Raw genomic sequence first — 22190 nt, 5'->3', positions numbered from 1 at the left:
TTGAGTTTATAGGGGATTTCTCCCTATAATGCGTGAAAATTGATCTAGCGCAAGGTGTATATGCAACTCTCACTCGCCGGTTTATGGCAAGTCTCTCCACTGACGGACCTCTCGATTCCACAGGATGACATCACTTTTCCCGCCCCTTTAAGTCTGGTCCTGCCTGATGAATTGACGGAGGAAGCGATCCGTCAACAAGAATGGCACCTGATGCATGACATTGAAGTGGATGAGGCGATGATGGCATTTCCTGCAGTGGAAATGGTAATGGGTGGTGTTGATTACCATGCGGAGGTACGTTTGAACGGCGTGGCTGTGTTTGATTGTGATGGCTCGCAAAGTGTGTATAAGAAAGACATTCGCCCATACATGCAAATGGGGCGTAATCGCTTTGAGATATTGTTCCTAGAGGAAGAAGAAGATCTTTTATTCGATGAGGATAAGCCAGAGCTGTGCCCGCTTTCTGAACATCAATATAAGAAAAGTGATGAGCGACTGGGCGTGTGGCAAGAACCTTACTTGCAGTTTATTCGCAACGTGCGTTTAGAGCGCGTGGCAACCGAGCAGATTTGGCACCATGGTGGCGGGTGTGAATTTAAGGTCGATTTGTATTACCAGACATTTGCACCAGGGCTAGTGTCAGCAGCGGTAAAGTTTAATGGCATGACTTACCATATCCCAATTGACGTTCGTGCAGATCACGCCAGCGCACTCTTTCAGATTGAAGCGCCAAAGTATGCTGATCTTAATGACCCTGATCCAAATGATCTCTATCAGTTGTCTGTTGAATTGGATGGACAACGCCAAAACTTCACTGTTGCATTGAGCCAGGAGCTTTGCGTTACCCATGTTGTGCTTTAACGTCTGATAATATTTTTTATTACAGTACCTTAAACATTACGACTTCACATGCATCATGCCCTGTTTGCCCAAGCGGGGCATCGAGATGCTCAAAGCCTAGCTTTTCATACAAGCCTACCGCCTCTCTTAGACATTCTGTTGTCTCTAAATAGCACTGCTGATACCCAAGCTGTTTCGCCAGTTGTAAGCTCAATGCGACGATGCGTTTGGCTAAACCGTGTCCTCGTGTTTGAGGTAAGAAGTACATCTTTTGCAGCTCACACACATTTGGCTCACCAGCTAAAGGGGCAAAGCCACCGCCACCAACGATCTCTCCGCGATGTTCAATGACCCAATAGGCGGCCCCGTTTTGATTATACACCGAATACATATCATCAAGCGTTGGATCGGCCACACCATAACCTCTGTCTGCGGTTAAGCCGTATTCAGCAGAGACTTTACGAATTACGTCTGCCACTTGCGGATTGTCTGCTTTGGTAAGAGGTCGAAGGGTGTATTCCTCTGCCTGACACACTTTTGTTAGCCCTTTTAGGTAAGTCTCTAGACCAAGTTTGAGTTGTTCTTGCTCACAGTCATCAAGTTGTGTAAGCAACTGCTCAAAAAAGCTGTTTTGCTGTTGGTCTAGTTGCGATAACGCCTGCTGTCCTTGAATTGTGAGCACTACGAGTTGGCTTCGTTTATCTTTCGGGTTTTCGATGCTCTCAACCAAACCTAATTTAATCAAACCAGTAATGGTGCGGCTTGCATTGGACTTGTCGACACTAAGCTGCTGCGCCAGTTGGTTTATGGTCAATGGCTGCAATTGGATTTCACCTAATGCGTGCGCTTGTACCGGGGTAAGAGCGACATCGCCGCATTGTTTATCGAGCATACCAAGCAATCGGACGGCTTGACGGGAGTAGTGTCGGAGTTGACGAGCGTTCATTATCACTTACCTCTAAAAATAAAGTTGCGTACCGCAATTAAATTAATTGCGGTGCGCAACTTTGTCAATGATAAATGTCATTTGGCTCGTTAGGAGACGTAGTTAGCCTCCATGTTTAAGCGTGGTGATGTAAACAAAACTGCGGTGCTGGAGTTTTTGCTGATGATTTACGCATCCATACTTTCTCGTGGAAGTAGTAAGCCACCGTATTCAAACTCGGCTCTAGCATCGCCATTACGCCGCCGACAAATGCATCACCTGTTAGTAAGTAAACCACGGTAAAAGCGACGCTGAAGTGCACGGTCGCAAAGCTTGCGGTTTTTAATTTGGTCATCCACTGACGAGCTTTAAGTGCTGGGACTTTTGCCCATGCCTTTTCATGAAAGTAGAAGGCTACGGTGTTCACTGAAGGCTCAATCATGGCAATTAAACTACCAATTAAAATGTCGCCTGTGAGTACGTAAGCGACACTAAATGCGATAGTAAAATGCAGTGCTGCGAAAGTTAGTGTCTTTTTCATGATAATTACTCAATCGTGTTTGTTTCGATGAGTTTATTATCGATAATAATTCTCATTAATGATAATGGATGATGAGTATTGTTGCGATAGGGGAAAGCTATTGATGATGGTTTTTGGTGAAAGATATACAAAAAAGGTTGACCATGATGGCCAACCTTTGGATTCAAAGTGAGAAGTGTTAGTTCTTCTCTTTCACTGAGGCTTAAAGTGCAGCGATCGTTGTCTTCTGCTCTTCTAGCTTAGCTAGTGTCTCTTTGTAGCCTTCAAGCTTCTCACGCTCTTTAGCAACAACCGCTTCAGGTGCTTTCGCTACAAAGCCTTCGTTGCCCAGTTTGCCTTCGATACGCTTGATTTCGCCGTGCGTCTTCTTGATTTCGCCATCTAGACGAGCAAGCTCTGCATCTTTGTCGATCAAACCCGCCATTGGGATCATCAGCTCAGACTTGCCAACCAGTGCCGTTGCACACGCAGGGGTCTCTTCGCCGGCTTCAAGCACGCGTACTGCTTCTAGCTTCGCTAGAGACATCAATACTTGTTTGCTTGCTTCTAGACGAGAGGCGTCTTTCTCATTCGCTGCTTTCAGCATAACGTCTAGAGGCTTGCCTGGGTTGATGTCGTATTCAGCACGTAGGTTGCGGATGCTAGTGATGAACGCTTTCACCCATTCGATGTCGTCTAGCGCTTCTTGGTGGAAGTTCGCTTCATCAAACTGAGGCAGAGTTTGTAGCATGATTGTCTCGCCCTCGACACCGTCAACTAATGGCTTGATGCTTTGCCAGATAGTTTCAGTGATGTAAGGAATCACTGGGTGAGCTAGACGTAGCGTCTTCTCAAGAACCGTGATTAGCGTACGGCGAGTACCACGCTGTTGCGCTTCAGTACCTTTCCATAGAACGGGTTTAGTTAGCTCTAGGTACCAGTCACAGAATTGGTTCCAGATGAATTCGTAAAGTGTGTTTGCAGCCATATCTAGACGGAAGTTGTCGATATGGTTGTTGAACGCTTTCGCTGCGAGTTCAAACTGAGACTCGATCCACTTGTCTGCTAGTGAGTACTCGATCTCACCTTCACCAAAACCACAATCTTGCTCTTCTGTGTTCATCATTACGTAACGGCTTGCGTTCCATAGTTTGTTACAGAAGTTACGGTAACCTTCAAGACGCTTCATATCCCAGTTGATATCGCGACCTGTTGATGCCATTGCTGCAAGGGTGAAACGCAGTGCGTCTGTACCGTATGCTTCGATACCGTTTTCAAACGTCTTACGCGTGTTCTTCTCGATCTTCTTCGCTAGCTGAGGCTGCATCATGTTGCCACAACGCTTCTCTACTAGAGACTCTAGGTCGATACCATCGATCATGTCGATTGGGTCAAGTACGTTACCTTTCGACTTCGACATCTTGTCGCCGTTTTCGTCACGGATTAGGCCGGTAACGTAAACTGTCTTAAATGGTACTTGTGGTTTGCCATTTTCGTCTTTCACGAAGTGCATGGTCATCATGATCATGCGCGCAACCCAGAAGAAGATGATGTCGAAACCAGTTACTAGAACGTCTGAAGGGTGGAATACTTTCAGATCGTCAGTTTGCTCTGGCCAACCTTGAGTACCGAACGTCCATAGTGCAGAAGAGAACCATGTATCCAGTACGTCTTCGTCTTGGTGCAGTTCAATGACTGACTCTAGGTTGTTGTTCTTACGAACTTCTTCTTCAGTACGACCTACGTAAACATTACCTTGGTTGTCGTACCAAGCTGGGATGCGGTGACCCCACCATAGCTGACGAGAGATACACCAGTCTTGAACGTCACGCATCCAAGAGAAGTACATGTTTTCGTATTGCTTAGGAACGAATTGGATGTCGCCGTTTTCTACTGCTTCAACCGCTGTTTTTGCTAGAGGCGCAGTACGTACGTACCATTGGTCAGTTAGCATTGGTTCGATAACCACGCCACCACGGTCGCCGTAAGGAACTTGTAGATCGTGATCTTTCACTTCTTCAAGTAGACCTAGCTCGTCGAATTCAGCAACGATAGCTTTACGCGCGGCAAAACGCTCCATACCGTGGTATTTAGCTGGTAGCTCAGTGCTGTAAGCGTCGCTTGCTTCGCCGTTAGTGTTGAATACTTCTGCTGCGTCGCGGATGTTCGCGTCGAAAGTCAGAATGTTGATCATTGGTAGCTGGTGGCGCTTACCAACTTCGTAGTCGTTGAAGTCGTGCGCAGGTGTGATTTTCACACAGCCAGTACCTTTTTCCATATCTGCGTGCTCATCGCCCACGATTGGGATGCGACGATCAACGATAGGAAGGATGATTTCTTTACCGATAAGATCTTTGTAACGTGGATCTTCTGGGTTAACTGCAACACCCGTATCGCCTAGCATGGTCTCTGGACGAGTCGTTGCAACAACGATGTAGTCTTTGCCATCCGCTGTTTTAGCGCCATCTGCTAGTGGGTAGCGGAAGTGCCACATGTTGCCTTTAGTGTCTTTGTTCTCTACTTCTAGATCTGAAATCGCTGTGTGTAGCTTTGGATCCCAGTTAACCAGACGCTTACCGCGGTAGATTAGATCGTCTTCGTATAGACGTACGAATACTTCTTGAACGGCGTTAGATAGACCATCGTCCATCGTAAAGCGCTCACGGTCCCAGTCTACTGATGCGCCAAGACGACGAAGCTGTTTAGTGATAGTGCCACCAGATTCGCCTTTCCATTCCCAGATTTTGTCGATGAAAGCTTCACGACCGTAATCGTGTTTTGTTTTTCCTTCTTCTGCAGCGATCTTACGCTCAACAACCATCTGAGTTGCGATACCAGCGTGGTCAGTACCTACTTGCCAAAGGGTGTTTTTACCCTTCATACGTTCACAACGGATAAGCGTATCCATGATCGTATCTTGGAACGCGTGGCCCATGTGTAGGCTACCAGTGACGTTCGGTGGCGGGATCATGATGCTGTATGATTCTTTAGTAGTGTCACCGTGTGGCTTAAAGTAGCCTTTCTCTTCCCAAGTCTGATACAGAGCTTGTTCGATTGAAGTTGGGTTGTATGTCTTTTCCATAGCGCTCTTTTAATGGATACGTTGATGGTTGAATCTTAGTCAATCTTTATAAGTGAGGGATCTTAACAAGATCGCCTTAACTATAAGGATTGACCGTTAAGGATATTGAATTTCGATCGTTTGCAGCTGGTAACCTGCTTGACGGTAAATTTTATATCTTTCTCTTGCGAGTTGTTTAGCTTTTTCTTCGCTGGGCACGAAGTCTACCACTTGAGCAAACTTGTTCGCAAAGGTTGTCTCATTTTCCGCCAAATTAATTACCAATTGACGATTCCAAGACGGCTTTACACCGTTATGGCCGATCTCAATATTGGTGGCGTATTTCGGTCCTTCGCCTACGAGGTTATGTGCCATGAACTTGTCTGCATCAACTTGCCAAAAGGCTTCAGCGAGCTGCTCGGCGTGTGGTTTGTCTTGGCAGTTTAAATACACTTTAGCGCCTTGGCGGGCAAAGTGCTGCGCCAAAAACACAATGTACTCTTCAAAGCCAGCCACCGTTGCTTGCGGGCTCTCTTCGTTAATGATGTAGAAGGTTGCAGTTTGCATCATTCTCTCACTTGCCTTGGGTCTCTTCCTAAGACCATCTTAAATCCCATTTTCATTTTAGAAAATTAGGATAATAAAAAAGGGCCTTGCGGCCCTTTTAGATGTTGTTCAGAAATTACTCTTCTGTCTCTTGGCCGCTGCGGTTCAAAAGGAATTGGACAAGCATTGAGACAGGACGGCCCGTTGAGCCTTTCGCTGCGCCTGATTTCCACGCGGTACCTGCGATATCGACGTGAGCCCAGTTGTACTTTTTAGCAAACTTAGATAAGAAGCAACCCGCAGTGATAGTACCAGCAGGACGGCCACCAATGTTTGCCATATCCGCAAACGGGCTCTTCAACTGCTCGTGGTACTCATCTGCCATTGGTAGACGCCATGCACGGTCACTTGCTTGCTCAGAAGCATTCACTAGTTCGTGAGACAGTGGGTTATGGTTAGAGATAACGCCACTGATGTGGTGACCTAGTGCGATAACACAAGCGCCGGTTAGCGTTGCAACGTCAACCACGCAGTCTGGTTCGAAACGCTCTACGTAAGTCAGTGCGTCACAAAGAACAAGACGACCTTCCGCATCCGTGTTCAGAACTTCTACAGTTTGACCAGACATTGTCGTTAGGATATCACCTGGACGGTAAGCGTTGCTGCCTGGCATGTTTTCACAGCCTGCTAGAACACCAATAACGTTAATTGGTAGGTTTAGCTTCGCTAGCGCTTTCATTGTACCGAATACCGATGCCGCACCACACATGTCGTACTTCATCTCATCCATACCTTCGCCCGGTTTTAGAGAGATACCGCCTGAATCGAAGGTTAGACCTTTACCTACTAGCACAATCGGTTTTGCATCTGAGTCAGGGTTACCTTTGTACTCGATGATAGACATCATAGATTCGTTTTTAGAACCACGGCCTACTGCTAGGTAAGAGGTCATACCCAGTTTTTCCATCTCTTGCTCACCAATGATTTTGGTGGTTACGGTTTCGTAATCGTCCGCTAGACGACGAGCTTGAGAAGCAAGGTAAGCTGGATTAGCTACGTTTGGCGGCATGTTGCCAAGGTCTTTTGAAGCTTTGACACCTGATGCGATAGCTAGACCATGAGTGATTGCTTTTTCACCCAAGTTTAATTCACGACGCGTTGGTACGTTGAAAACAAGCTTGCGCAGTGGGCGGCGAGTTTCAGGTTTAACGCTCTTGAATTGATTAAATGTGTATAGACCATCTTTAGTCGCTTCTACAGCCTGGCGTACTTTCCAGTATGTATCGCGACCCTTAACATGCAGTTCAGTTAGGAAACATACCGCTTCCATTGAGCCTGTCTCGTTAAGTGTGCTGATCGTCTTTTGAATGATTTCCTTGTACTGGCGCTCGCCAAGTTCACGCTCTTTGCCGCAACCGACAAGTAAAACGCGCTCTGACAAAACACCTGGTACTTGATGCAGTAGCAGCATCTGACCAGGTTTACCCTCTAGATCACCACGGCGAAGTAGTGAACTGATGTAACCGTCACTGATTTTATCAAGTTGTTCGGCTACTGGAGAAAGGCGACGTGGTTCAAACACACCAACAACGATACATGCGCTACGTTGTTTCTCTGGACTGCCACTTTTTACACTGAACTCCATGCGTACTCCTACATCCTGAAGACAAATTGCTCTAAATGTTAGATAATGATCGCTTACTTGTTGAATTTTAGCTCCAGGCTTACATGCAGAGCTGATTAAGCGACTAACATCTAGTTTATAATTTTTAAAAAAATAAATGGTTCAACGGGAAACTATAGTGATTCGACCAAAAAAACAAGTTTTGTATAGGTAATTTCAGCGTGATTATTGTTAGATATTTGATCCGCGAAACACTCAAGAGCCAATTTGCGATTTTTTTCGTACTTTTTTTGGTGTTTGTAAGCCAGAAATTCATAAGTGTTCTTGCTGATGCTTCTGATGGGGATATTCCTGCTGGATTGATTTTCTCGATTGTTGGTTTGAACATGCCAGCAATGGGTCTGTTAATGCTGCCTTTGAGTCTGTATATCGGCATATTGATCACCTTTGGTCGCCTGTATGCAGAGAGCGAAATTGTCGTGATGAACGCGACAGGTATTGGTAACAAATTCTTGGTACAAGCGGCCTTGTACTTAGCGCTGATTACCTCTGCTGTGGCGGCTTTCAATGCATTGTGGTTATCGCCGTGGTCTCAAGACCGTGTAGAGCAACTTTATGAGCAAGTGGCAGCAGAAAACAGCGTTGACTTGCTAAAGAAAGGGCAATTCCAAGGCACGCCAGATGGTTCATCGGTTGTCTTCATCGATGACATTAAAGACAATACATTGAGCAACGTTTTTGTCGCGCAGATGCGCCCGAGAGATTCAGTATTGCCGAGTGTGATGTTCTCGTCCTCTGGTGAAGTAAAAGAACTGTCGGACGGCCGTCAGGTCATCACCATGAAAGAAGGCACGCGTTATGAAGGTGTGCCGACTCGCGTTGAATATATGATCACAAAATTCGATGAATACGAAGGCGTTATCGGCCAGCGTGAGGTCAAAAAGAAAGGGCGAGATTGGGAAGCGTACCCAACGGTTGATTTGATTGGACACCCAGACCCAGAAGCGCAAGCAGAGCTGCAATGGCGCATTTCGTTATTTGTGTGTATTCCACTCTTAACGATGCTGGTTATTCCTTTGTCAGCGGTGAATCCGCGTCAGGGACGATTTGCCAAAATGGGGCCCGCGATTCTTATTTATCTAGCGTATTTCCTGGCGATCAGTGCAACCAAATCTGCATTAGAAGATGGTGATATTCCGGCGGCAATCGGCATGTGGCCAATTAATGCGATGTTACTGATTGTCGCAATCATGGCCAATATGATGGACAGCGTTGCTGCTCGACGAATAAAAGACAAATTCCGTAAGAAGAGGCTCGCGTAAGCTGTGTTTAAAATCTTAGACCTTTACATCGGTAGAACCATCATCTCTACCACTGCCTTGGTTTTAGCGACGTTTGTTGGCTTATCGGGCATCATCAAATACGTAGAACAGTTACGTAAAGTAGGGCGAGGCGTGTATGACCTCACTCACGCATTGTATTTTGTGTTGCTCAGTGTGCCTCGTGATATCGAAATGTTCTTCCCAATGGCGGCATTACTCGGTGCCCTGATTGGTTTGGGTATGTTGGCGTCAAGCTCTGAGCTGGTGGTGATGCAAGCTGCTGGTTTCTCAAAGTTGGATATCGGGTTATCCGTGCTCAAAACGGCGGTGCCACTTATGCTTATCGTTATGACGTTAGGGCAATGGGGCGCTCCAGAAGCACAAAAGATGGCGCGTGACTTACGTGCGTTTGCGATATCGGGAGGTAGTATTGTCTCAGTTCGTTCTGGAGTTTGGGCTCGTGACGCAAACGACTTTATCTTTATAGGTAAAGTCGAAGACGACAAGCTTTATGCTTTAAATATGTGGCGTTTTGATGATGATAAGAATCTACAAAAAGTTATTTTCGCCGAAGAAGTCGACTATCAACAAGATAACAACTGGTTGATGCGCGACGTACAAATCACGGATATGAAAAATGAAAACGTGATTTCGAAGCAAGACATCGAACAGATGGAATGGCATACGTCATTGGCTCCAGATAAGCTAGCTGTGGTGACGGTAAAGCCTGAAGAGTTATCACTGAGCGGTTTGTATGATTACGTGACCTATCTGAAAGCTTCAGAGCAAGATGCGTCTCGCTATGAATTGGCGTTTTGGCGTAAGTTGACACAGCCGCTTTCAATTGCCGTGATGATGTTGATGGCGCTATCGTTTGTTTTCGGTCCACTCAGAAGTGTGACCATGGGGGCAAGGGTATTATCGGGCGTGGTTGCTGGGTTTACTTTTTATATATCCAGTGAGTTCTTTGGCCCATTAAGCTTGGTATATGGCATATCCCCAGTGTTTGGTGCATTGGCTCCGAGTCTGGTGTTCTTAGCCATTGCGATTGCGCTGCTGAGAAGAAAGCTGTAGCTGAAGTATCACTGAATAAACCATGTTTCATCGGACTAAATGTAAAAGGAAGGCATTATGCCTTCCTTTTTTGTATTCCCGGATAAGTTAGTTTGCCTTAGGCAACACAACAACCTCTGTTTTTGCCCAAATGTCGTGGAAACCACGTTTCTTGGGATCAATCGGCACAGTCAGGTTTGCCAAACCAAAGCCAGATGTTGCAATGCGGATCAGGGCTTGAGTGACTGTAATCGGCGCACCGTCTTTGGCATTGCGAACTCGAAGTTTCCAAGCGCGCATCCCAAGTGTTTGCCCTGCTCGCGTCCAGAAGAAGACAAAGAAGTATATCCACACAACCGCAAGATACAGTGTAAATAGAGGGCTTAATACAGGGTGCTTTCCGAGCATATCAGCGGCATCTGCGTACTCGCCGTAGCTCAACAGCCCTGCTGCATTTAGTGCAAATACAACGGCCATAACAATACCTGCGGCCATCATTTCAATTGCGATAATAATCAATGTGTCGTAAATCAACGCTGCAAGTCGACGAAAGAGACCAGCAGGTGGAAGAGTTGTAGACGTTGTCATTATTCCATCACTTACCTTAAAAATTGTGCGTCAGAATATAGATTCCCTCACCAAGAGAAAAGAGACCTAACGCACAGAGTCTTTAATTATGCATAAACGAAGTGACTTTTCTGCTGTGTGTTATGAATATATACCATGATGTACAAGGCCTTTCGGTAACCTATTTCAACTGAATTTTACTTGCCTAACCATTAGCTTTTTGGTCTGTAACTAGATTAGACAGATGAGAGAGTTGGTGTTTCTCATCTTCGGTATAATGCTGGCTCAAGGAGAGCGCTAAAGCTTTTTCTGATAGCTTGGTTGCAGGTGATAAAAACAACTTGGGGTGCATACTAGAAAGAGCCAGCAAGGCTTTTTGTAGGCGAATCTGTATTTGGAGTTGCGCTGCACCATCGTGCGCGATTGGCAAAAAGACATCATCAAACAAATCCTGGCAGCTCAATGCGGGCACAAATAGCCTAGGGTATCGAGTTTTGGTAGGCGGCTCGCTGAGTAACTCTCCCCATAATGAAAGCGCTCGTACAGAACGCCCAAGAACATCAATCGCGGTACCGTTATCATTCACGGCGGGGGAGAGAGCTCGTGAGGCGATCTCCGCCATGACGACTAATCCAAAACGAGGATCTTGATCATAGGAACGCTCCGTTCGAATCGTGAAGGCCGCAGTTATTTCGTTTTCGTCTGGCAATGCTCCACAAACCCAAGCCAATGGTTGACTCACATACACAAAACTTCCTGGTTGTCGTTCAAGATAGATGGTGCATTGGTTTGCTTCAGCAATACTATCGAGATGATGCATATCAACATGCTGTAAGTAGCCAATTTCTTGGCTGAAAATAGGCTTGCTTCCTCTGGGTTTATGTTCTGGATGGCTCCATGGGTGAGCGCCTAGCCAGCGTTCCCGACCACGTTTTCTTATCGCATCTAACAAAGCTTGTTCCACGTAGGAGGTAGTTTCACTGACTCTCCCTAGTACGGAAAGGTGCTGAATCCAACGTAGCAAGGTGAGTATGATCATCACGATCACGGCGATGGTAACGATGAATAGGTAAATTTGTGCTTGTTGATGATAGGCGCCAATGCCTAGCGCGATAATGCCTACCAAACTAAATAGAAAAGAGCCAAGAAAGGTCGCCAAAGCATTTTGTGTTGTGCTGTCTTCCATCAACAGTTTTGTCGCTCGCGGCGTTACCCCTGCACTAGCGGCACTGTACGCTGAGACCATTATATTGAGCGAGAATGTGGTCACCGCAAGCATGGAAGTCGCGAGGATATTTAATATGTTGTTAAGCAAATCCTTACTGACGTTGATTGCAGGAGGCAGAGTAATGAACTGGTTTAAAACAATGGATATTAGGGCGGTGGCGACAGCAAGTAAGGCATAAAGTGATGTGCGAACCCACAATTTGCGCGTCATTTGCTTCAGTAACCATTGCCATTTTGACCCAGTCATTCGCATGCTCCTATTCAGTTCTTACTCGAAAGTCGATAGAAAATTCAGAAAGTTATTCTTGCTTAAGCATAGGTTAAATCTTCCTCGTTCTACTTGGAATTTCATGCATCATGAGAGTAAGAAAGCCGCTTGCTTCAAAGAACGGTGTTCTTGAGGTGTGAATTACCAAGATTCTGTTACCTTAATTGATAGATACATTAAAAGTATGTGATAGAAAAAAGGTAGCCATGATTGTAATTACAGGTGCAAGTAGCGGTTTAGGGGCAGAGCTGGCAAAGCGTTATGATGCGGAAGACAAAGAGACGTATATCATAGGAAGAAACACAGAAAAACTATCCGCATTAGCTAAACAACTCTCTCATAACGTCGGATATCAAGCTTGCAACCTCTCACTGCATCAAGATGTGAAACACCTATTTGATGGGATGAAACAGCCGCCTGAAATGGTCATTCATAGTGCAGGAAGTGGTTATTTTGGCGAACTGGAAGAGCAGGAGCCGGAAGAGATTCAAAAACTGATTGATAATAACCTGAATTCTGCGATTCATGTGTTAAGAGAGTTAGTAAAGCGTTACAAAGATCAACCGATAAAAGTGGTCATGATCATGTCCACAGCCGCTCAACAACCAAAAGCGCAAGAGTCTACGTATTGTGCTGTGAAGTGGGCTGTCAAAGGATTAATCGAGTCGGTTCGTTTGGAGTTAAAAGGAAAGCCGATGAAAATTATCGCGGTTTATCCTGGTGGTATGGATACGGAATTCTGGAAGACAAGCGGCAACACGATGGACACGAGTCACTTCATGCAAGCGGAAGATGCTGCCGAGATGCTCCATACGGCTTTGTCGAGCATTGGGAATGGTTATGTTTCTGATATTACAGTGAATAGAATTTAAAAAGAGTTGCGTATACTCATTTTCACCTGGATCAGTAGTAGGAAATGGAGCGTACGTTTCTTATCAGTACAGCTTTGTCACACTTTGTGGCGAAATTATCAGCAAACGATAGTTATTTAAGGTATTTCTGCTTGCGCAGGTCAAAAGCTTCCGTATAATGCCAACCATCAAAGGGCAATAGCCCAAAGATGCCGGTGTGGTGAAATTGGTATACACGACGGATTCAAAATCCGTTGCCTTCGGGCGTGGCGGTTCAAGTCCGCCCACCGGTACCATATATAGAAAGGTCGCTCTTATAGCGGCCTTTCGTCGTTTTAGGTGCTTGTAAATATCAAAAGAAAGTTAGCGTTGCCTTTGCGGTGGCGGTAGGAGTGCTTGTCCAATCAACTCTGCCCACGGGTACCATAATTCATATGATAAAGCCTCGACGAAAGTCGGGGCTTTGTTGTGTCTAGGGTTTGTGAATTCAAATCCAGCGTGGCGTCAGGAATGCCAGGCCCAGTCACTCCACTCTTTACTGCTTTCCATTTTTACTTTTCTAAAAATAAAAAAGCGCGAGGGATTACCTCGCGCAAGCTACTACATGATAATAGTAGGGAACAGCTTATAGAGCTGTGAACAAGGTGTTCTGTGAGTCAGGTGTCCAATCGGCTTGAGATACGTGTGGCACGTTGACGAGATAACGTTTGCCAGAGTACGTCACAACATCTCCCTCTTTATATGAAACATTCACTTCCCAATTTGTTGCCGGATCAGCATTGGTCCAAAGGCTAGAGGTTGGGGAAGGTGCCCAGTCCTGCTGTGCGTTATGGCTGGTCACTGCTTGGTAAACGGTGCCTAAATGTAGGACGTAGTCGCCAGCGTTGTAGCTATGACCAACTTGCCAGTTTGGTGTGTAGTTATCCATCGTATCGAATACATAGCCAGCTTGTTTTGCTAGTCGGATAAATTCCGCTAATTTAGGTAAATTCTTGGTTGCGCCCATTCCTCGCTTACCGTCTTCAAACAAAAACTCATGCGTTAGAATAATGACCTTGTCTGCGTGGAGTGGTGTACCACATGGAAACTCTTGTGCTTTTGAATTGATAGGGTTGATGGTGGTAGGAGCACAGTTGTTCAATGCTGCATCTACGTAACCTAGGAAAGGTTCTGCCTCTGTTAGACTGTTGGCTGGCATTGCTATCCCCCAGTTTTCAGGTGCCCAATCCACATCCCAACCATGTGTTTGATAGCCTTTATTAGCCAGAATGTTTTGTACCGCAATTGAGGCTTTCACACTGTTTGATGGGTCGTTGATATTACAAACGTAGCCTGGCTCCCAAGGTTTAAAGTCATCAGACGTTGCACACAACCCATCGGCTTTGAAGTCTTTAGTCACGCGCCAGCCGTTGGTGTAGGGCAGTCTTGCAAACTCTGTCGCCTTATAATTTGGGTAGCTTGTAATGTTAGGCAGATACTTTTCTAAAACAGATAAGTTTTCTGTAAACATTGAGGCATCGTAAACAGGATCTTGGTACGAGTTAAGCTGGTGGTCGCCGGTAGCATTACATTCTGCTGCGCTATTAGGTCCAAACTCATCAACGCAGTTATGAACCATATGATCGTAACTATGGTTCGCGACAATATGACCAGTGTCTAATGCGAGCTTTAAGGCTTCTAGCGAACGGTCTTCATTCTCATCACCAATTCCGTCTAAGTGCCAAGCATTAAAGTAAAACGTCGCTTTGATATCTTCTTGGTTAAGTACTTGAATAACGTCAATAGAAGCATTGATTGGTCCATCATCAAACGTTAGATAAATGGTGCCTTTAGAGTCGGTTTGAGCAAATGAGTATTGTGATAGTGCAGCACTTACAAGCGTTGCAATAGCCAATTTATTAAATTTCATTCTCTATTCCTTTTTAGAAATTAATAACGACGTTGTCAGTAGTAATATATTGATAATTTGAAACCTAATGTGGTGTCTTAATTCATTTCCTGACTTTTATCCTAGACCTAAATAATTACTAAAAAACAGGTCATATTTTCTAAATTGGGATTGTGTTCACGAATAATGCAACCGGTTGCGCTTTTTTGTCTTGGTTATTTTTGCTACAGTTTTTGCAGGTTGAAATTTACACAACGGGAGTAAGGCTATGAAAAAGATCCTTTTATGCTGTAGCGCAGGGATGTCAACCAGTATGCTTGTTAAAAAAATGGAGCAAGCTGCTGAAAATAAAGGAATTGAGTGCAAAATTGATGCGATGTCAGTGAATGCATTTGAAGATGCAATTAAAGAGTACGATGTTTGTCTTCTCGGGCCTCAAGTACGTTTTCAGCTAGAAGAGCTAAGAAAAACGGCGCAAGAGCATGGTAAAAACATTGATGCGATTTCTCCTCAGCATTATGGAATGATGAAGGGAGAAGAAGTACTAGAGCAAGCATTAGAATTAATTAACTAAACCATAGTTTTAAATTTAAAAAAGATAACTGTACATCAAATATAAATATTTGATGCGGGATTCTTTTGCCTAAAATAAGGATGGATTCTATGAAGCTTTATGACGCAATTATAGGCGCAGTCGAAAAGCATATAGCCCCTATAGCAGCAAAAGTGGGGAATCAGCCCCATGTTCGAGCAATGAGAGACGGTTTTATAGTTGCAATGCCGTTTATTATTGTCGGTAGTTTCATTTTGATTTTTGCATTCCCACCATTTGCCGAAGACACGACCTTTACTTTTGGTCGAATTTGGCTCGATTTCGCCACCACACATTTTGATACCATAATGATGCCCTACAACATGTCGATGGGGATCATGACCATTTTTGTTTCGCTCGGCGTTGCTTATAGCTTAGCTAAGGCTTACAAGATGGATGGGATCACGAGTGCTGTATTGTCGCTGATGTCTTTTTTACTCATCGCGGCCCCTGCTAAAGATGGCGCGTTGTCTATGTCACACATGGGAGGAACCGGGATCTTCACCGCAGTGATGTGTGCATTCTTCTCGGTAGAGCTCTACCGTTTTATGAAAAAGCACAACATTACGATTCGCATGCCAGAGCAAGTTCCACCGGCGATTGCACGATCATTTGAAGTGCTGTTACCAGTCTTAGCGATATTCATTACCTTATACCCACTTAGCCTTTTCGTGCAAACCCAGTACGACATGCTGATTCCAGATGCGGTCATGGCAGTCTTTAAGCCTTTAATTAGTGCGTCTAACTCATTGCCTGCCATTATTGGCGCTCTATTGCTTTGCCAACTACTTTGGTTTGCGGGTATCCATGGTGCTGCAATTGTTGTGGGGCTGCTTTCTCCAATTTTCTTGACCAACATTGGTGCCAACATCGAAGCCTTTGTTGCAGGTGAACCGATTCCAAACGTATTTACTCAGCCTTTCTGGGATTTTTACATCTTTATCGGTGGCTCTGGTGCAACACTTGCTCTTGTTATGCTGATGTCATTTAGCCGTTCTGTTCACCTTAAGAGTATTGGTCGAATGAGTGCGGTGCCTGGCTTCTTCCAAATCAATGAACCTGTGATCTTCGGTAGCCCAGTTGTGATGAACCCGACTTTGTTTATCCCGTTCGTCTTCGCTCCAGTCATCAACGCTACGATTGCGTACTTTGCTGTGCATGTTGGCTTTGTGGGTATGGGTGTCGCTACAACGCCTTGGACAACACCAGCACTGATAGGTGCTTCGTGGGGTAGCGGTTGGACCTTTGCTCCAGTATTGCTCGTCATTGGTTTATTGATTCTTGATCTAATTATCTACTTCCCATTCTTCAAAATGTTTGAGAAGCAAATGTTGGAGCAAGAACTACCAACGACGAAAGAAACTAAAGATGAGGCGCAACCTTCAGGCGAAGGTGTTACTGCTTAACGGTGCTTAATGGGCCGTAATTGCCGCGGCCCGATTTTCGGAGAGAAATGATGGAACAAGAATTGGTTGTGATGGAGATCATCTGTAATGCTGGCGAAGCCAGAAGTTTGAGCTACGAGGCGTTGCGTTTATCTAGAGAACAAGATTTTGATGCGGCTGAGGAGAAGCTCTCTCAAGCAAGAGAGTGCATTAACAAAGCCCACTTAATTCAGACTCAGTTGATTGAGGAAGATCAGGGGGAAGGGAAAGTCCCGATGACGTTAGTGATGGTACATGCTCAAGATCACTTAATGACCACGATTTTGGCTCAAGAAATGGCTGTAGAAATCGTTGCACTGAACAAAAAAATCTCGAACAAATAAGGGGAGAAAAATGTCTAGAGAGGCGATCAAACTTGCCATTATTGGCGGTGGTAGTAGCTATACCCCTGAACTGGTTGAAGGGGTTATTAAGCGCTTAGAATATTTACCCGTTAAGAAGATTCATTTTGTGGACATTGAGTCAGGAGCTGAGAAGCTTGAGATTATCAAAGGTCTAGCGCAGCGAATGGTTGATAAAGCAGGTGCAAAGATTGAGATAAAAGCAGACTTTGATCGTCGTGCTGCGATAAAAGATGCGGACTTTGTGATGACGCAGTTCCGTGTGGGTGGCCTTGCTGCTCGTGCTAATGACGAGCGAATTCCAATTAAATACGACGTCATTGGCCAAGAAACAACAGGCCCTGGTGGGTTTGCTAAAGCACTGCGAACCATCCCGGTTATTCTTGATATATGTAAAGATATTGAAGAGTTGGCACCCAATGCATGGATGCTCAATTTCACCAACCCTGCGGGCTTGGTCTCTGAAGCCGTCAGTAAGTACACCAAAGTAAAGAGTATTGGTTTATGTAATGTGCCGGTTTCGATGGAAATGATGATCGCAGAAATGATGGAGTGCGAGCCAAAAGAACTACAACTGGAGTTTGCCGGATTAAACCATCTCGTTTGGGTGCACAAAGCATGGCTCAATGGAGAAGATATTACTCAAACGGTATTAGAGAAAGTCGGTGATGGTGCTAACTTCAGCATGAAGAACATCTGGGAAGAACCGTGGGATCCAGCATTTCTAAAAGCGCTGGGGGCTATACCATGTCCTTACCATCGTTATTTCTATCAAACCGATGCTATGCTCGCTGAAGAGAAACAAAGCGCGGGTGAAAAGGGCACTCGTGCTGAGCAGGTAATGGAAACAGAAAATGCGCTATTCAAGCTCTATCAAGATCCTAATCTCGATCATAAGCCGAAAGAGTTAGAAGAGCGGGGTGGGGCTTATTATTCAGATGCATCACTAAACTTGGTTGATTCAATTTATAACAATCGTAATAGTATTCATGTTGTTAACGTCTTAAATAACGGAGCGATTAACGGCCTCCCTGACGATGTTGTGATTGAGTGTAGCGCGGTGATTGGTAGTTGGGGCGCGAAACCTCTTGCGGTTGGTGAGCTGTCAAACAATATCAAAGGGTTACTCTATCAAGTCAAAGCATATGAACAGTTGACAATAGACGCTGCTGTTGAAGGTAATTATGACAAAGCGCTCATGGCATTAACCAACAACCCATTGGTGCCAGACATTGGTCGTGCCAAGTCAATTCTGGATGATATTCTGGCGGTGAACGCTCCATATTTACCTCAATTTAAACTAACGACGTTGTAGTACTAAGGAAGGACGCCAATGAAAGTCATTTTTAACGCTGATGATTTTGGTTTAACGAGAGGTGTAAATAACGGCATCGTAAAAGCTCATCAGCAAGGTGTTGTTCATTCAACCACCATGATGGTCGGTATGGATGCTGAGAAACATGCTTTAGAGTTGGCTCGCCATAATCCAGACTTGAGAATTGGCGTTCATCTTAGGTTTACAGCGGGAGTACCTCTAACTGGGCACCCTAATTTGACCAACGGTAGAGCGCATTTTATCAAATACGACGAGCTGTGGGGTAAGCAGGACTTCGAAACTCAGGTCATTTATGACGAAGCAAAAGCTCAGGTGGAACATTTTTTATCGCTTGGGTTAGAGCTAAGCCACTTAGATAGCCATCATCACGCGCATACTCACCCTCAAATTTTGCCCGTTATTAAAGAGGTAGCGAGTGAATACCGAGTGCCACTGCGGGGCACTGGCTTGTGTCAAGAATCGATGACAACAAGGTATGTCTTTACTGACGAGTTTTACGATCAAAAAGTAAGTTTAGATGGTTTGATGGCGCATTTATTGAGTCTAAAGACAAACTATGATTTGGTTGAGGTTATGTGCCACCCGGCAGAGGCCGATCAAGCGCTGATTTTAAAGAGTGGTTATGCGCTTCAGCGAGAGCTAGAGTTACAAGTTCTAACCTCTCCCATTTTAAAAGAACAGTTAGCTCAACATGGTATAGCTGTCACGGATTACTCTGAGCTCGTTTCTACCAATCAAATGGTCGGTGTATGATTAAAGGCTGCCAGCTTCGCCCCCTATAAGCACCTTACGAATTGCTGGCAGCCGTTCTACACAAACGGATATTTAATAACAATTGCAGTTGGACCCAATAGCATTATGGCAAGGATTAAAGATGTCGCCGAACTCGCCGGTGTAAATCGCTCTACCGTTTCTCGAATCATTAATGGGGAGGGGAAGTTTCGCGAAGAAACTCGAAAAAAAGTAGAGCAAGCTATGGCGCAACTGAATTATCGCCCGAGTGCGATTGCTCGTTCACTCGCAACCTCATCCAGTAATATGGTTGGCTTATTGGTGACTTACTATACGGGGGGCTTCTTTGGCGAGATGATGGAGCAGGTTCAGACTGAGCTGGATATTCATAAAAAGTTTCTGATTACCGCTCAAGGACATCATTCTGCAGAAGGTGAAAAGGAAGCCATTCAGCGTTTTAATGATCTGCGTTGTGATGGCTATGTCCTCCATAGTCGTTATTTGTCAGATGATGATTTACGTGAATTAGCAAAACAGCCTACGCCTTTCGTTCTTCTGGATCGCTATGTTGAAGGAATAGAAGAGCGTTGCGTTACTTTTAATCATCATCATGCAAGCCGTATTGCCGTCGAGCATCTTTTAGCTGGTGGTCATAGAAAAATCGCCTGTATTACCGGTCCATCCCAACGTCATAATAGTTTATTAAGAAAGCTTGGGTACGTTGACGCGATGAAGGACGCAGGTATCGATATTGACGAAAGCTGGTGTGAAGAAGGGAATTATGGTCGGCAAAGTGGTTATGATGCAATGGCTGCAATTTTACAACGACACCCTGAAGTTACTGCAGTCTTTTCTTGCAGTGAGGAAATGACGGTCGGTGCAATGCAGTACTTACACGAGCACAATATTTCAGTACCGGAGCAAATCTCTTTAACTAGCTTTGACAGTGTCGACCTTTGTGAAAGCCTTTATCCTACAGTGTCGGCAGTGCACTTTCCTATCAGTGATATGGCCCGTGTAGCGGTACAAACATTAATGGGATTAGTCAAAGGTCAAGAAATAATAGATAAGCCAACGTTCGAGGCTCAGCTTAAAATACGCAAAGCAGATCGAACCTTAAAGTAGCTTGCTTTTGCTCATTAAATGAGTCATTAGAAATGACCATCTGATGTTTTGATACTTACTGATGAATTTATTCACAAAATTTACTAGTATTCTAACTCTCTTAGGCAACGTAAATCAGTAGTGAATAAGTGGCAGCCATTAAACTTACGGTCGATCGTATTCAACCCGGATTACATATCCGTCTTCCGCTAAAGTGGAACGATCACCCTTTTCTACTCAATAGTTTTAAGATTAAAGATCAAGAACAAGTCGAGATGATCCGTCACCTCGGTGTAAAGTTCGTTTACTTTAATCCAGAGCAAAGTGATGCCGCACCACTTCCAGTCGACCAGATACAAGCTGATAGAGTAACGAATGAAGCGTCGCTAGATCATGAAACTCAAAAACTTTGGCAAGAAAAACAAAACCGCATAGAAAAGTTAAGTGCGTATCGTCGACGCGTTATTCAGTGCGAAAAAGAGTTTGAGCGCTCTCTTGCGCGTATGCGCTCAGTCATGACGAAAATTCGCAATCGTCCAACAGCTGCCGTTGATGAAGCAAAGCTTCTTATTGAAGATATCGTCGAGAAGTTAATGTGTGATGATAATGTCACTCTACATCTGATGAACGGTAAAAATGAGTTTGAAGATATTTATTTCCATTCGTTGAACGTTGCTGTTATCGCCATGATCATTGGCCGTGCTAACGGGTACTCAGCTGCGCAGTTGAAAGAGCTTTCATTTTCAGCGCTATTCCACGATATCGGTAAAATAAAAATTCCTACCGCAATATTAAGAAAGCAAGCACCGCTGACGGAACCAGAAATTAACTACTTAAAGTTGCACACCAAATATGGAGTAGACCTTGCGAGTCAAATAGAAGGTTTTCCCGAGGTTGCGAGAGTTGTGATTGCACAGCACCATGAACTAAGAGATGGGTCTGGCTATCCCAAAGGTCTGAAAGGAGATGAGATCAACGAGTTTGCTCAAATTATTGCTGTAGCTAACGCATTTGATAACTTGTGTCATACACCTATAGTCTCAGAGCAAAAAATTCCTTATACCGCACTCTCTCATTTATATAAGAACTGTAAACACCTATATAAAGAAGAAAACCTGAATATCCTGATTAAGTTTATGGGCGTGTTTCCTCCAGGCACTGTGGTTCAGCTTTCCAATAATATGGTGGGCTTGGTTATCTCAGTGAATGCATCGCATCTATTATTCCCAAATGTATTGGTTTACGACCCATCAGTGCCAAGGACGCAGGCGCCAATCATTGATCTTGCATCAAAGGATATAAAGATAGTTAACGCGGTTCATCCGTCTAAATTGCCGGAGAAAATCAAAGAGTATCTTAATCCGCGTTCACGCATTTCTTACTTCTTCGATAGTGATGAGTAGTTATCCACATATTTTTGTGGGTAAGCTGTAGAAATCTTGAGTGTTATTTCGGGGTAATTTTGAGGTTGGATGGAAAGTATCCACTTGGCATGTTTTTTTAGAAAAAATGTATTTTTAGTATTGCCAAAGAAAATCTTATCCCTATAATGCGCATCCATCGACACGGCAGACGCCACAAGGCTTCAGCAGGGTCGAAGAGGTAAAAAGGTTCTACGAAAAATTAGTTGAAAAAAGTGTTTGACACTAACAACCAAATCGCTAGAATGCACCTCCGCTTTGAGAGAAAAGCTTCTCGAAAAGCAAGCTCTTTAACAATATAGACCTATCAATCTGTGTGGGCACTCGTTGATGATAATCCAAATAGTTTCTTCGGAAATAATTTAGGTTTCAATGAAACGAAGTGACCATTGAATCGAAAGATTCAGCACAGTCAATTCAAACATTACTTTATGTAATGTTCAGTATTCATTGAGCCGAACAAAATCTTAAATTGAAGAGTTTGATCATGGCTCAGATTGAACGCTGGCGGCAGGCCTAACACATGC

The 22190-nt window shown here is 44.5% G+C and carries 19 protein-coding genes and 1 tRNA gene; 12 read left to right on the top strand and 8 right to left on the bottom strand.

What is annotated here, in order from left to right; genetic code table 11:
• Positions 1-60: 60 nt before the first annotated feature.
• Positions 61-861 carry a glycosyl hydrolase 2 galactose-binding domain-containing protein gene (locus F7Y48_RS20995; RefSeq protein WP_104974782.1) on the top strand — a complete coding sequence of 267 codons (801 nt, stop codon included), beginning with the start codon at positions 61-63 and terminating at the stop codon, positions 859-861.
• Positions 862-880: 19 nt separating this feature from the next.
• On the opposite strand, the gene F7Y48_RS20990 is transcribed toward F7Y48_RS20995, so the two are convergent.
• From F7Y48_RS20990 to pepA, 5 genes are all read right to left on the bottom strand, one after another.
• Positions 881-1786, bottom strand: coding sequence for a bifunctional helix-turn-helix transcriptional regulator/GNAT family N-acetyltransferase (locus F7Y48_RS20990; RefSeq protein ID WP_316685351.1), 906 nt, complete (start codon positions 1784-1786; stop codon positions 881-883).
• 115 nt (positions 1787-1901) lie between these two features.
• A complete protein-coding gene (locus tag F7Y48_RS20985) occupies positions 1902-2306 on the bottom strand; it encodes a DUF2061 domain-containing protein (protein WP_005397464.1) in 405 nt (134 codons plus the stop codon).
• A 202-nt stretch (positions 2307-2508) separates the two neighbouring features.
• Entirely contained in the window at positions 2509-5367 is a 2859-nt protein-coding gene (locus F7Y48_RS20980; RefSeq protein ID WP_109170275.1) for a valine--tRNA ligase, read from the bottom strand.
• A 96-nt stretch (positions 5368-5463) separates the two neighbouring features.
• Positions 5464-5913, bottom strand: coding sequence for a DNA polymerase III subunit chi (locus F7Y48_RS20975; RefSeq protein WP_258508299.1), 450 nt, complete (start codon positions 5911-5913; stop codon positions 5464-5466).
• Positions 5914-6028: 115 nt separating this feature from the next.
• On the bottom strand, positions 6029-7537 hold the full coding sequence (gene pepA / locus F7Y48_RS20970; protein WP_005397459.1) for a leucyl aminopeptidase: 1509 nt from the start codon (positions 7535-7537) through the stop codon (positions 6029-6031).
• Positions 7538-7737: 200 nt separating this feature from the next.
• On the opposite strand from pepA, the gene lptF reads away from it, so the two are divergent.
• Both lptF and lptG read left to right on the top strand, forming a co-directional pair.
• Positions 7738-8838: an LPS export ABC transporter permease LptF gene (lptF, locus tag F7Y48_RS20965; RefSeq protein WP_006742363.1), complete on the top strand. Its 1101-nt coding sequence runs from the start codon at positions 7738-7740 to the stop codon at positions 8836-8838.
• A 3-nt stretch (positions 8839-8841) separates the two neighbouring features.
• Positions 8842-9912 (top strand): LPS export ABC transporter permease LptG, encoded by a 1071-nt coding sequence (lptG, locus tag F7Y48_RS20960; RefSeq protein ID WP_046873614.1) that lies wholly within the window; start codon positions 8842-8844, stop codon positions 9910-9912.
• Positions 9913-9999: 87 nt separating this feature from the next.
• Here the strand turns inward: lptG and F7Y48_RS20955 are convergent, their stop codons facing one another.
• Positions 10000-10479 carry an RDD family protein gene (locus tag F7Y48_RS20955; protein ID WP_005397453.1) on the bottom strand — a complete coding sequence of 160 codons (480 nt, stop codon included), beginning with the start codon at positions 10477-10479 and terminating at the stop codon, positions 10000-10002.
• 184 nt (positions 10480-10663) lie between these two features.
• Positions 10664-11932, bottom strand: a complete 1269-nt coding sequence (locus tag F7Y48_RS20950) for a DUF2254 domain-containing protein (RefSeq protein WP_316685350.1) — start codon at positions 11930-11932, stop codon at positions 10664-10666.
• A gap of 227 nt (positions 11933-12159) precedes the next feature.
• Here F7Y48_RS20950 and F7Y48_RS20945 point away from each other — a divergent pair, with 227 nt between their 5' ends.
• Both F7Y48_RS20945 and F7Y48_RS20940 read left to right on the top strand, forming a co-directional pair.
• Positions 12160-12825 (top strand): SDR family NAD(P)-dependent oxidoreductase, encoded by a 666-nt coding sequence (locus F7Y48_RS20945; protein ID WP_104969819.1) that lies wholly within the window; start codon positions 12160-12162, stop codon positions 12823-12825.
• 190 nt (positions 12826-13015) lie between these two features.
• A tRNA-Leu gene (locus F7Y48_RS20940) sits at positions 13016-13100 on the top strand.
• A gap of 329 nt (positions 13101-13429) precedes the next feature.
• Here F7Y48_RS20940 and F7Y48_RS20935 read toward each other — a convergent pair.
• On the bottom strand, positions 13430-14713 hold the full coding sequence (locus F7Y48_RS20935) for a carbohydrate-binding protein (protein ID WP_046873617.1): 1284 nt from the start codon (positions 14711-14713) through the stop codon (positions 13430-13432).
• A gap of 247 nt (positions 14714-14960) precedes the next feature.
• On the opposite strand from F7Y48_RS20935, the gene F7Y48_RS20930 reads away from it, so the two are divergent.
• From F7Y48_RS20930 to F7Y48_RS20900, 7 genes are all read left to right on the top strand, one after another.
• Positions 14961-15266, top strand: a complete 306-nt coding sequence (locus tag F7Y48_RS20930) for a PTS sugar transporter subunit IIB (RefSeq protein ID WP_025767645.1) — start codon at positions 14961-14963, stop codon at positions 15264-15266.
• Positions 15267-15355: 89 nt separating this feature from the next.
• Positions 15356-16690 carry a PTS sugar transporter subunit IIC gene (locus tag F7Y48_RS20925; RefSeq protein WP_005397441.1) on the top strand — a complete coding sequence of 445 codons (1335 nt, stop codon included), beginning with the start codon at positions 15356-15358 and terminating at the stop codon, positions 16688-16690.
• A 50-nt stretch (positions 16691-16740) separates the two neighbouring features.
• Positions 16741-17052, top strand: a complete 312-nt coding sequence (locus F7Y48_RS20920; protein ID WP_031780628.1) for a PTS lactose/cellobiose transporter subunit IIA — start codon at positions 16741-16743, stop codon at positions 17050-17052.
• Positions 17053-17062: 10 nt separating this feature from the next.
• Positions 17063-18385: a 6-phospho-beta-glucosidase gene (locus F7Y48_RS20915; protein WP_316685349.1), complete on the top strand. Its 1323-nt coding sequence runs from the start codon at positions 17063-17065 to the stop codon at positions 18383-18385.
• An 18-nt stretch (positions 18386-18403) separates the two neighbouring features.
• Positions 18404-19159, top strand: coding sequence for a chitin disaccharide deacetylase (gene chbG / locus F7Y48_RS20910; protein WP_006742368.1), 756 nt, complete (start codon positions 18404-18406; stop codon positions 19157-19159).
• Positions 19160-19264: 105 nt separating this feature from the next.
• Positions 19265-20263: a LacI family DNA-binding transcriptional regulator gene (locus F7Y48_RS20905; RefSeq protein ID WP_006742369.1), complete on the top strand. Its 999-nt coding sequence runs from the start codon at positions 19265-19267 to the stop codon at positions 20261-20263.
• A 128-nt stretch (positions 20264-20391) separates the two neighbouring features.
• Positions 20392-21645, top strand: a complete 1254-nt coding sequence (locus F7Y48_RS20900; RefSeq protein ID WP_316685348.1) for an HD-GYP domain-containing protein — start codon at positions 20392-20394, stop codon at positions 21643-21645.
• The last annotated feature ends 545 nt before the right edge of the window (positions 21646-22190 follow it).

It is taken from the genome of Vibrio sp. 2-1-2a (genome assembly GCF_032648565.1).
Taxonomy (GTDB): Bacteria; Pseudomonadota; Gammaproteobacteria; order Enterobacterales; family Vibrionaceae; genus Vibrio; species Vibrio diabolicus.
Note: the sequence above shows the minus strand (reverse complement) of the source record. Positions and strands in the feature narration are given on the sequence as shown.

Bases quoted from the DNA above. Each gene is read 5' to 3' on its own strand.
- F7Y48_RS20995 (WP_104974782.1), top strand. From the start codon at position 61: ATGCAACTCTCACTCGCCGGTTTATGGCAAGTCTCTCCACTGACGGAC.
- F7Y48_RS20930 (WP_025767645.1), top strand. From the start codon at position 14,961: ATGAAAAAGATCCTTTTATGCTGTAGCGCAGGGATGTCAACCAGTATG.
- F7Y48_RS20905 (WP_006742369.1), top strand. From the start codon at position 19,265: ATGGCAAGGATTAAAGATGTCGCCGAACTCGCCGGTGTAAATCGCTCT.
- F7Y48_RS20925 (WP_005397441.1), top strand. From the start codon at position 15,356: ATGAAGCTTTATGACGCAATTATAGGCGCAGTCGAAAAGCATATAGCC.
- F7Y48_RS20950 (WP_316685350.1), bottom strand. From the start codon at position 11,932: ATGACTGGGTCAAAATGGCAATGGTTACTGAAGCAAATGACGCGCAAA.
- F7Y48_RS20980 (WP_109170275.1), bottom strand. From the start codon at position 5,367: ATGGAAAAGACATACAACCCAACTTCAATCGAACAAGCTCTGTATCAG.
- F7Y48_RS20935 (WP_046873617.1), bottom strand. From the start codon at position 14,713: ATGAAATTTAATAAATTGGCTATTGCAACGCTTGTAAGTGCTGCACTA.
- F7Y48_RS20915 (WP_316685349.1), top strand. From the start codon at position 17,063: ATGTCTAGAGAGGCGATCAAACTTGCCATTATTGGCGGTGGTAGTAGC.
- F7Y48_RS20945 (WP_104969819.1), top strand. From the start codon at position 12,160: ATGATTGTAATTACAGGTGCAAGTAGCGGTTTAGGGGCAGAGCTGGCA.
- F7Y48_RS20955 (WP_005397453.1), bottom strand. From the start codon at position 10,479: ATGACAACGTCTACAACTCTTCCACCTGCTGGTCTCTTTCGTCGACTT.
- F7Y48_RS20975 (WP_258508299.1), bottom strand. From the start codon at position 5,913: ATGCAAACTGCAACCTTCTACATCATTAACGAAGAGAGCCCGCAAGCA.
- chbG (WP_006742368.1), top strand. From the start codon at position 18,404: ATGAAAGTCATTTTTAACGCTGATGATTTTGGTTTAACGAGAGGTGTA.
- pepA (WP_005397459.1), bottom strand. From the start codon at position 7,537: ATGGAGTTCAGTGTAAAAAGTGGCAGTCCAGAGAAACAACGTAGCGCA.
- F7Y48_RS20985 (WP_005397464.1), bottom strand. From the start codon at position 2,306: ATGAAAAAGACACTAACTTTCGCAGCACTGCATTTTACTATCGCATTT.
- F7Y48_RS20990 (WP_316685351.1), bottom strand. From the start codon at position 1,786: ATGAACGCTCGTCAACTCCGACACTACTCCCGTCAAGCCGTCCGATTG.
- F7Y48_RS20920 (WP_031780628.1), top strand. From the start codon at position 16,741: ATGGAACAAGAATTGGTTGTGATGGAGATCATCTGTAATGCTGGCGAA.